Raw genomic sequence first — 7,045 nt, forward strand, 5'->3', positions numbered from 1 at the left:
GACGATTTCAGATATAAAAAAGACCCGCAACAATCGTTGCGGGTCTTTTTTGAAATTTACAGCAACGGCTACTTCTTCTTAGCGGCTGTTTTAGGGGCCTTCATCGAATCAATTACTTTCTTCGCATTCGAGTTACCTGGGTCCAAGGCAAGTACTTGCTCGTAGTAAGGAGCAGCGGTAGTTTTCTCACCTTTGGCGTAGTAGTAGTAACCTAAATACTCATTGGCTTCTGCTAATCCTTCCTTGTTTTTGGCAGGATCGGCTTTTGCTAACTCTACATACTTCTCGTAATGTGGTTTAGCCAAACCCTGCTTGGAATCTGGATCCATATACGAATTAACCTTCGCACGCATCAAGTAAGCTGGCGCGTAAGTTGGGCGAGCCGTTATGATGATGTTGTAAAGGCTATCAGCCTGCGTGTACTGTTTGTTGCCCTGGTAAGCAGTAGCCAAACGAAACTGGTCAGTTAGCGCAGGGGTGCCGCTAGCTTTCATAATTTCTTTGTAAGCTGTAATGGCCCCTGTATAGTTTTTGGAGAGCATGTAACTCTGCGCCAACTCACCTTGGAGTTCAGCTGCTTTCTTAGGGTCTTTAGCTATGGCATTCTTGATAGCTGCTTCACCTTCTTGAGCACGACCTGCCTTTGAGAGCATTTTGCCGTAGTACACGTAATCTTCCGTGATGAGTTTATCAGCCGGCTGAACCTTCATATAGTTCTCCATAGCCGTTAGAGCCTCTGGATACTTGCCGTTTTCGAACAATGTATAAGCCAATAGGCGGTTCATTGTTACGTTCTTAGGGTCGCGAGCCAATACCTTTTCAACTTCAACTTGCGCTTCCGGGTACTTTTTGGTTAGAAACAAGAACGAAGCATATTTAGTATCCGTACCTGGCGACTTCTCGGCTACTCCCTGATATTTCTGGAAGGTCGCCAAGGCATCGTCATACTTGCCAGCATAAAAGTAGGTCTCAGCTAGTGCGTTGTAGGCGGGAGCGTAGTTAGGATCGAGCTGAATTGCTTTCTCGAAAGAGGCACGAGCATCGTTGTAGTTGCGAGCTCGAACGTTCAGTTCGCCTTTACGATAGTTAGCTAATGCGCTATTAGGATCGGCCAAAAGGGCCCGCTCGTAGCTGTTCATAGCTTCGCCACCACCTTGCTCCGACTGCGCATATATGTCGCCGCGCGCAATCATTAGCTCTGGGTTATCTTTACCCTTGCTTAGCTTTTCGGCTTCTTGCACATACGATAAGGCTTTGGCATTATCAGCTTTGATGTTTGACTCGCCATAAGCTTGTGCAATCATCGTGTAGACCTTAGGGTCTTTCTTTTTGCTAGCCTTTACCGCATTATCAAATTGAATTTGGGCATCAGCAGGTTTGCCTTGCGCCAAAGCCGCCCGTCCGGCCGCCACCATGGTCATGGGGTTTTTAGGATCTAGCGGCACCCGGCTAAAATAATAAGCAGCAGAATCGGGCATATCGCGCTTTTGATAAAGGCGGCCCAATTCAAAAGAAGCTTCAGGAGACTGACCTTGCTTTAAGAGCGCGGCCCGGGCTTCGCTATAGCGCTCTAACTCAATAGCTTTCTGGGGAGTTTGAGCGAAAGCGGCAGAGCCGGAAACCGACAAGGCAACGAGGAACGAGATATTCCAGGGCTTGAAGTTCATGGGTAATGGGGTTAGTGGAAAAGAGGTGTGTTTAAGTGAAAAAACCGGACTTACTTCTTTGAGGTATTCACAATTCGAGTTTGTCCAGTAGCAGGCATCAGACCCGATTTCAAAACAATCAGTTGACCTTTGGTTCCTGCTATGAAGGATGCAAAACCGGTGCCAAGCCCTGCTCTGCCTTCTCGACTGATGATATACACTTCGCGACGCAATGGATACTTTTTCAGCGCTAGATATGCCTGAAAAGGTTGATAATAATCGTCAACTGACTTCGGGCTGGCTTCAGCGCTAATGCTGGCTACCCGTACTCGCTTCAAAAAACGTTGTACTGCGGCGTCGTCCCGGTCGCTTATCCAATTGGCTCCAACAATGCCAATAGTGTTCGGATGAGTAGCAACGTAATCTAGCAGTGCTGGGTTCGATTTAGCCGCAAACACACGTTTTGATAGGGGTGCTCCGCGCGTAATCGAGTCTTGCACATAGCGAGTAGTGCTCGACCGGTTGGCATCAAAGACCACATCGATAGGTCCTAGTTTGTTTTTGCCGCTTACCTGCTTCCAGTCTGCCTGCTGCCCGGAGAAGATAGCGCTGAGTTGCGCCATTGTGAGCAAGGAGTCGGGGTTGGAAGGATGCAGGATAATAGCTAAGCCATCGGTAGCAATGTGCGTAGTACGTGGGATAAGCTTTTGCCTCTCTAGTGCGCTTTTTTCAGTGGCATTGAGCTGCCGAGCTAACACTACGGCGCGAACTTTGTCGGTCAAGATGTCTTGCGCAACATAATCTTCAGGCTTGTAAGCTGCCGTAACGTGGGCATATACATACAGTTGCTGAAACGTATCAATGTGAGATTTTAGAATTGGTGCGAACGTTTCGTCTACGCTTATATTAATGCGGCCGGTAGTAGAAGTATCGTCATCGGGGCCAGCACTGTCTGGATTTCGATTGCAAGCCGTCGCCAGGAACACCCCACAAATGGCTGCTCCGAAAGAGAAAAGGCGTGAGAAAGCAGATAGTTTATTCATGTTGAGAGGCAGAATTACGGAAATGCTGCTGGTAAGTACGGACAAATCTAATAATTCCGTAGAATACGAATATACCTCCTAAGATACGCCGGTTTGACAGAGATAGGTTCAATGCTGACGGCGGAGCTAACCAAAGATATATTCCCAAGCCAATATAAGTAAGCGTCATGAACAGCAAGAAATAACGCATCAAGCTTTTCGAGCCGGCTCGGTCGTTCAGGCGTTCTTCGGTGGTGGGGCGGTTTATCATGAAGTTGTGGCAGCTACCAAAGAAAAGTGTGTACTATTCATTAACACAAAATTCTTCGCCTCAGGTTCGCCAAAACGTAACCAAGGCTAGCTTATTGCCACAAGAAAGGCGGAAAAGCGCTTGATTTCATAGGAATCAAGCGCTTTTCCGCCAAGCCGGACCATGATATTTGTTTAATACGCTCTACTTGAGAACATTAGAGCGCAGCCTAAACTGCCTATTCGTAGCGGAAGGTAATGGGCATTGTATAACGCACAGATACAGCATGCTTATTTTGTTGACCAGGTTTCCAGGTAGGCATAGCTTTCACCACGCGAGCGGCTTCTTCGTCGGTTCCGTAGCCCAATCCTTTCAATACTTGCACATCTGCAATTGAACCATCAGCCTGCACTGTGAAAGAGATGTATACTCTGCCATCGATGTTGTTGCGCAAAGCTAATGGCGGGTAGTGCAGGTTCTTTTGCATGTAGCGCCGTAGCGCTTCTTGTCCACCTACAAACTCGGGCATTACTTCCGCAGTCAGAAAAATAGTAGGAGCTGGCGGGGCCTTCGTAGTGCTGCCAGCAGTATCGCTGCCACCTGGTCCACCTATTTCGGTTGTGTTACTACTACCAATTGCACCACCAGGGATTACATCAGATATAGGCTCTACCGGAGTTACAGTAGGCTGGATTGGTTCGTTTTCAGGTTTTACCTTTTCATCAGGTACTACCCGCGTTGCTATATCAGGGGTGCGTACTATTGGTTGGACAGTTTTCGGTTGGCTTGCAGCTGGTTTAGGATCAACAATTGTTCGAAGATATAGCAACTCGATAGGCTTCTCGTTCGTGAGAGGGTCGGGAGCTTCTATGAGGGTAGGAAATAATGCCTCCTTTATTAAAGGAGAGGCTACTAGCAATAAGGTCAATGAAATAGCAATGGCTAACGCCTTCACTAAATGACGCCCATACAGTTGGCGGAGCACGTAGGCTCCATACATCTTGTTGCGTCCCTCAAAAACGATGTCGTTGAGAGAGGCAGTGCGTAAATCGAGCATGTTCATGGGACATATAGGTTAGAGTGAAACGGATTACGCTTTCATTACCCAGACCTAGTCCCCTGCTCGTCTCTGTTCGCGCTATCGCCTGGCTTTCAACTTTCTAACGAAATCAGTGTTTCTTGTAGTATGCAAGCAGCTAAATATTTTATAACAAGTTTTTAATTGCCGATTAGCCTAGCATTCGTCTTTTCTTAAGCACAACATCAGGGATAGTTGAGACAATACACACTAGTGTAAACAAGTCTTATCTGCTAACCTGAAAATAGCTAAAACAAAAGTCCCGCTCTCAGCCGAAGCCGAAAACGGGACTTTGTACGTGAATACCAGAATAGACTAGTATCCTAAAAATTATTTGATGGCGAAGGTTACAGGTACAGTGTAAGACACACTTACTGCCCGACCGTTCTGCTTACCAGGAGAGAAGCGAGGAAGCTTTTTCACCGAGGCCACTGCGGATTCGTCGCAGCCGCCGCCAATGCCTTTTTGCACCTTTACATCCGTCACTGCTCCATCAGGACCTACTACGAACGAGATAAAGACTTTGCCTTCGATCTGGTTACGTAGTGCTAGTGCCGGATAAGTAGCACCTTTCTGGATAGCAGCCAGCAAAGCATCTTGTCCACCAGGAAATACAGGCATTTGCTCCACGTACTGATAAACCTTCTGCTCTACCACTTCCTCTACCACCTTGTTGCCCTCACCTTCCAGACCGTTCAAGTCCATCGGGTTGTCGGTGTTACCTTCAACAGTTTTGGCGGCTACCACCTTGTCTTCCAGCTCCTTTTGATCCGGAATCTCTTCCACCTTCTTCACTTCTTCGTCCTTTTTAACAACGGGAGGAGTGAATTTAATAGTGGAAAGCTTCGGTGGTGGCGGTGGTGGTGCCTCAGGCGGCGGCGGCGGTGGTGGTGGTTTTGTTTCGTCCAATGGAGGAGCATCCATCAGAACGTTTTCCTTCAACATCTTGTCGTCTTCTACCACCGTATTATCGCGAAACAACCGCGCAATTAGCGGGAAGCTCACTAACAGGGCAAAAACAGCAATGGCGATGAGAAGGGCGCGCGTGACGTGCTTGCCGTACAAGCGCCGCAACACATACGCTCCGTAGGCTTTGTTACGGCCTTCGAAAACGATATCGTTGAGAGTAGCCCGCGCTATTTGGGTGTTATCCATCATAGCCCTGAAGTTTTAATTAGTTCTTCGTCTGCTTTCGACACGTCAACCAACGCATACTTGGTCTGGTTGGTTATGTTCATCTCATCCAAGATGTCCACCATGTTCTTGTAGTTGGACTTATCGCTTGGCTTGATCAGAATCACCGTTTTAGGGTTCTGCCGCTGCCGCGCTAATAATACTTTCCGAATACCATCAGCTGAATAATTAGAAGCCTTTAACTCTGGTTTCACATCTTTATCCAGCAGACCTTCATAGTAGTACAACTTGTCGTTTTCGCTCATCACAATAGTGAAGGCGTCCGAAGCTTTCAATACAGTCTGCTCCTCGGGGTTCTTTTCCTTTACCGGCATCGTGAGCTGCATCACGTTCGGCTTGTTGAACGAAGCTGTCAGGATGAAAAAGGTTAAAAGTAAGAAGGCCAAGTCCACCATGGGGGTCATGTCGATACGAGTCGACATTTTTTTGGCTCTCTTCTTTCCACCTTTTCCACCCCCGCCGGAGTTCTGTTGTATTTCTGCCATGGCTTAGCGGGAATTAGCGTGACACCACCGGCTTGTTTTCCAAGTCGGTGATAAGGTTGAAACGGTTGATGTTCTTATCCTGCAGAATCTGGATGACCTTTTTCACTGTCGCCACGTCTGCATTGTTATCGCCTTTGATAGCAATGAACGTTGGCTTACCAATAGCTTCTTGATTGGCTTTTCGCGCTTCCATCACCCAATCAATCATTTGGTTGTTGAGCGAGTCGATCGGAATACCACCTTGGGTAACCTTCTTGCGCTGCTCAGTGTTCATGCTAAGCAAAGATCCTAGCTGCTGCACTGGTACGCCAAAAGAGTTCAAGTTGCCGAAATTCTTCTTCTGCTTCTCATTGAAAGAAAGCTGATACTTAGCAGCGATTTTGTCGAGTAACAAGCCTTTGGCTTTATCACTTTCAAAACCGAAGAAAACACGCTTGTCTTTGTCAACGAGCAGACGAATGATATTGCTTTCTGGCAGCTTGATTTCCGAAGTGGAAGAAGGGGTATCAACTACCACCACTTCCTCGGCAGCAAACTTGGTGGTGAGCATGAAAAACGTCACCAGCAGGAAGGCCAAATCCACCATTGGAGTCATGTCCAGCGAAGGATTGGTTCTATGGGGCTTTACTTTGGGCATATGCTGGATAGTTTAAGATTATTCAGAAAACGAAACGTGTAGCTTCTTATTGCGTGAACCGCAACTTAGGCTGTGTAAGTTTCCTTTTCGCCGTGCTGCGAAGCGAAAGTCTGAATGATGCTGAAGCCAGCCTCGTCGATGCTGTAGGTTAGCTCGTCAATTTTGCTGGTGAAAAAGTTGTAGGCAATGATAGCCAGAGCCGAACCGGCAATACCGATAGCCGTGTTGATCAAAGCTTCCGAAATACCTTCTGCCAGTGCAACAGCGTCGGGGCTACCAGCCTGAGCAAGTGCCGAGAAGGCCTTGATCATACCGAATACCGTACCGAGCAGACCTACCAGCGTCGATACCGACGCAATAGTAGAAATGATAACTAGGTTCTTCTCCAGCATAGGCAACTCCAAAGCAGTCGATTCCTCGATTTCCTTCTGGATAGCCAGTACCTTCTGGTCTTTGTCCATGCCACGCTCACGAGCCATTTCCTGATACTTCAGCAAGCCCGACTTCACTACATTGGCTACCGAACCTTTCTGCTGGTCGCAGGTAGCAATGGCACCCGTGATGTCATTCACGTTCAATTTCTGGCGGATGCTGCGCACGAAGCTTTCGATGCTCTTGCTGCCTTTAGCCTTGCTGATGGTCAAGAAACGCTCGATCGAGAACGTAATAACCAACAGGAAAAGCGACATCAGAATCGGTACGATGGGGCCACCTTTGTATATAATACCTAGGT

General features: G+C 47.6%; 7 protein-coding genes and 1 pseudogene. All 8 read right to left on the reverse strand.

Translation table 11 applies throughout. The annotated features are described in order from the left end of the window. Positions 1 to 68 precede the first annotated feature (68 nt). On the reverse strand, positions 69 to 1,391 hold the full coding sequence (locus tag ACFE7X_RS03670) for a tetratricopeptide repeat protein (RefSeq protein ID WP_375434313.1): 1,323 nt from the start codon (positions 1,389 to 1,391) through the stop codon (positions 69 to 71). Positions 1,392 to 1,433: 42 nt separating this feature from the next. Next, positions 1,434 to 1,667 (reverse strand): annotated as a pseudogene (locus tag ACFE7X_RS03675) (hypothetical protein); the annotation flags it as partial. A 50-nt stretch (positions 1,668 to 1,717) separates the two neighbouring features. Beyond that, positions 1,718 to 2,689 carry a PstS family phosphate ABC transporter substrate-binding protein gene (locus tag ACFE7X_RS03680; RefSeq protein ID WP_375434305.1) on the reverse strand — a complete coding sequence of 324 codons (972 nt, stop codon included), beginning with the start codon at positions 2,687 to 2,689 and terminating at the stop codon, positions 1,718 to 1,720. Positions 2,690 to 3,156: 467 nt separating this feature from the next. Then, positions 3,157 to 3,981 carry a TonB family protein gene (locus ACFE7X_RS03685; protein ID WP_375434306.1) on the reverse strand — a complete coding sequence of 275 codons (825 nt, stop codon included), beginning with the start codon at positions 3,979 to 3,981 and terminating at the stop codon, positions 3,157 to 3,159. Between the two features lie 345 nt (positions 3,982 to 4,326). Then, positions 4,327 to 5,154: an energy transducer TonB gene (locus ACFE7X_RS03690; protein ID WP_375434307.1), complete on the reverse strand. Its 828-nt coding sequence runs from the start codon at positions 5,152 to 5,154 to the stop codon at positions 4,327 to 4,329. Next, positions 5,151 to 5,675, reverse strand: a complete 525-nt coding sequence (locus ACFE7X_RS03695) for an ExbD/TolR family protein (protein WP_375434308.1) — start codon at positions 5,673 to 5,675, stop codon at positions 5,151 to 5,153. The genes ACFE7X_RS03690 and ACFE7X_RS03695 overlap by 4 nt, the downstream gene beginning before the upstream one ends. A 13-nt stretch (positions 5,676 to 5,688) precedes the next feature. Next, positions 5,689 to 6,312 (reverse strand): ExbD/TolR family protein, encoded by a 624-nt coding sequence (locus tag ACFE7X_RS03700; protein WP_375434309.1) that lies wholly within the window; start codon positions 6,310 to 6,312, stop codon positions 5,689 to 5,691. A gap of 65 nt (positions 6,313 to 6,377) precedes the next feature. After that, on the reverse strand, positions 6,378 to 7,045 hold a 668-nt coding region (locus ACFE7X_RS03705), incomplete at its 5' end, for a MotA/TolQ/ExbB proton channel family protein (protein WP_375434310.1).

It is taken from the genome of uncultured Hymenobacter sp. (assembly GCF_964242765.1).
Lineage (GTDB): Bacteria > Bacteroidota > Bacteroidia > Cytophagales > Hymenobacteraceae > Hymenobacter.

Coding starts and splice junctions, on each gene's coding strand:
- ACFE7X_RS03680 (WP_375434305.1), bottom strand. CDS start 2,689: ATGAATAAACTATCTGCTTTCTCACGCCTTTTCTCTTTCGGAGCAGCC.
- ACFE7X_RS03685 (WP_375434306.1), bottom strand. CDS start 3,981: ATGAACATGCTCGATTTACGCACTGCCTCTCTCAACGACATCGTTTTT.
- ACFE7X_RS03690 (WP_375434307.1), bottom strand. CDS start 5,154: ATGATGGATAACACCCAAATAGCGCGGGCTACTCTCAACGATATCGTT.
- ACFE7X_RS03695 (WP_375434308.1), bottom strand. CDS start 5,675: ATGGCAGAAATACAACAGAACTCCGGCGGGGGTGGAAAAGGTGGAAAG.
- ACFE7X_RS03700 (WP_375434309.1), bottom strand. CDS start 6,312: ATGCCCAAAGTAAAGCCCCATAGAACCAATCCTTCGCTGGACATGACT.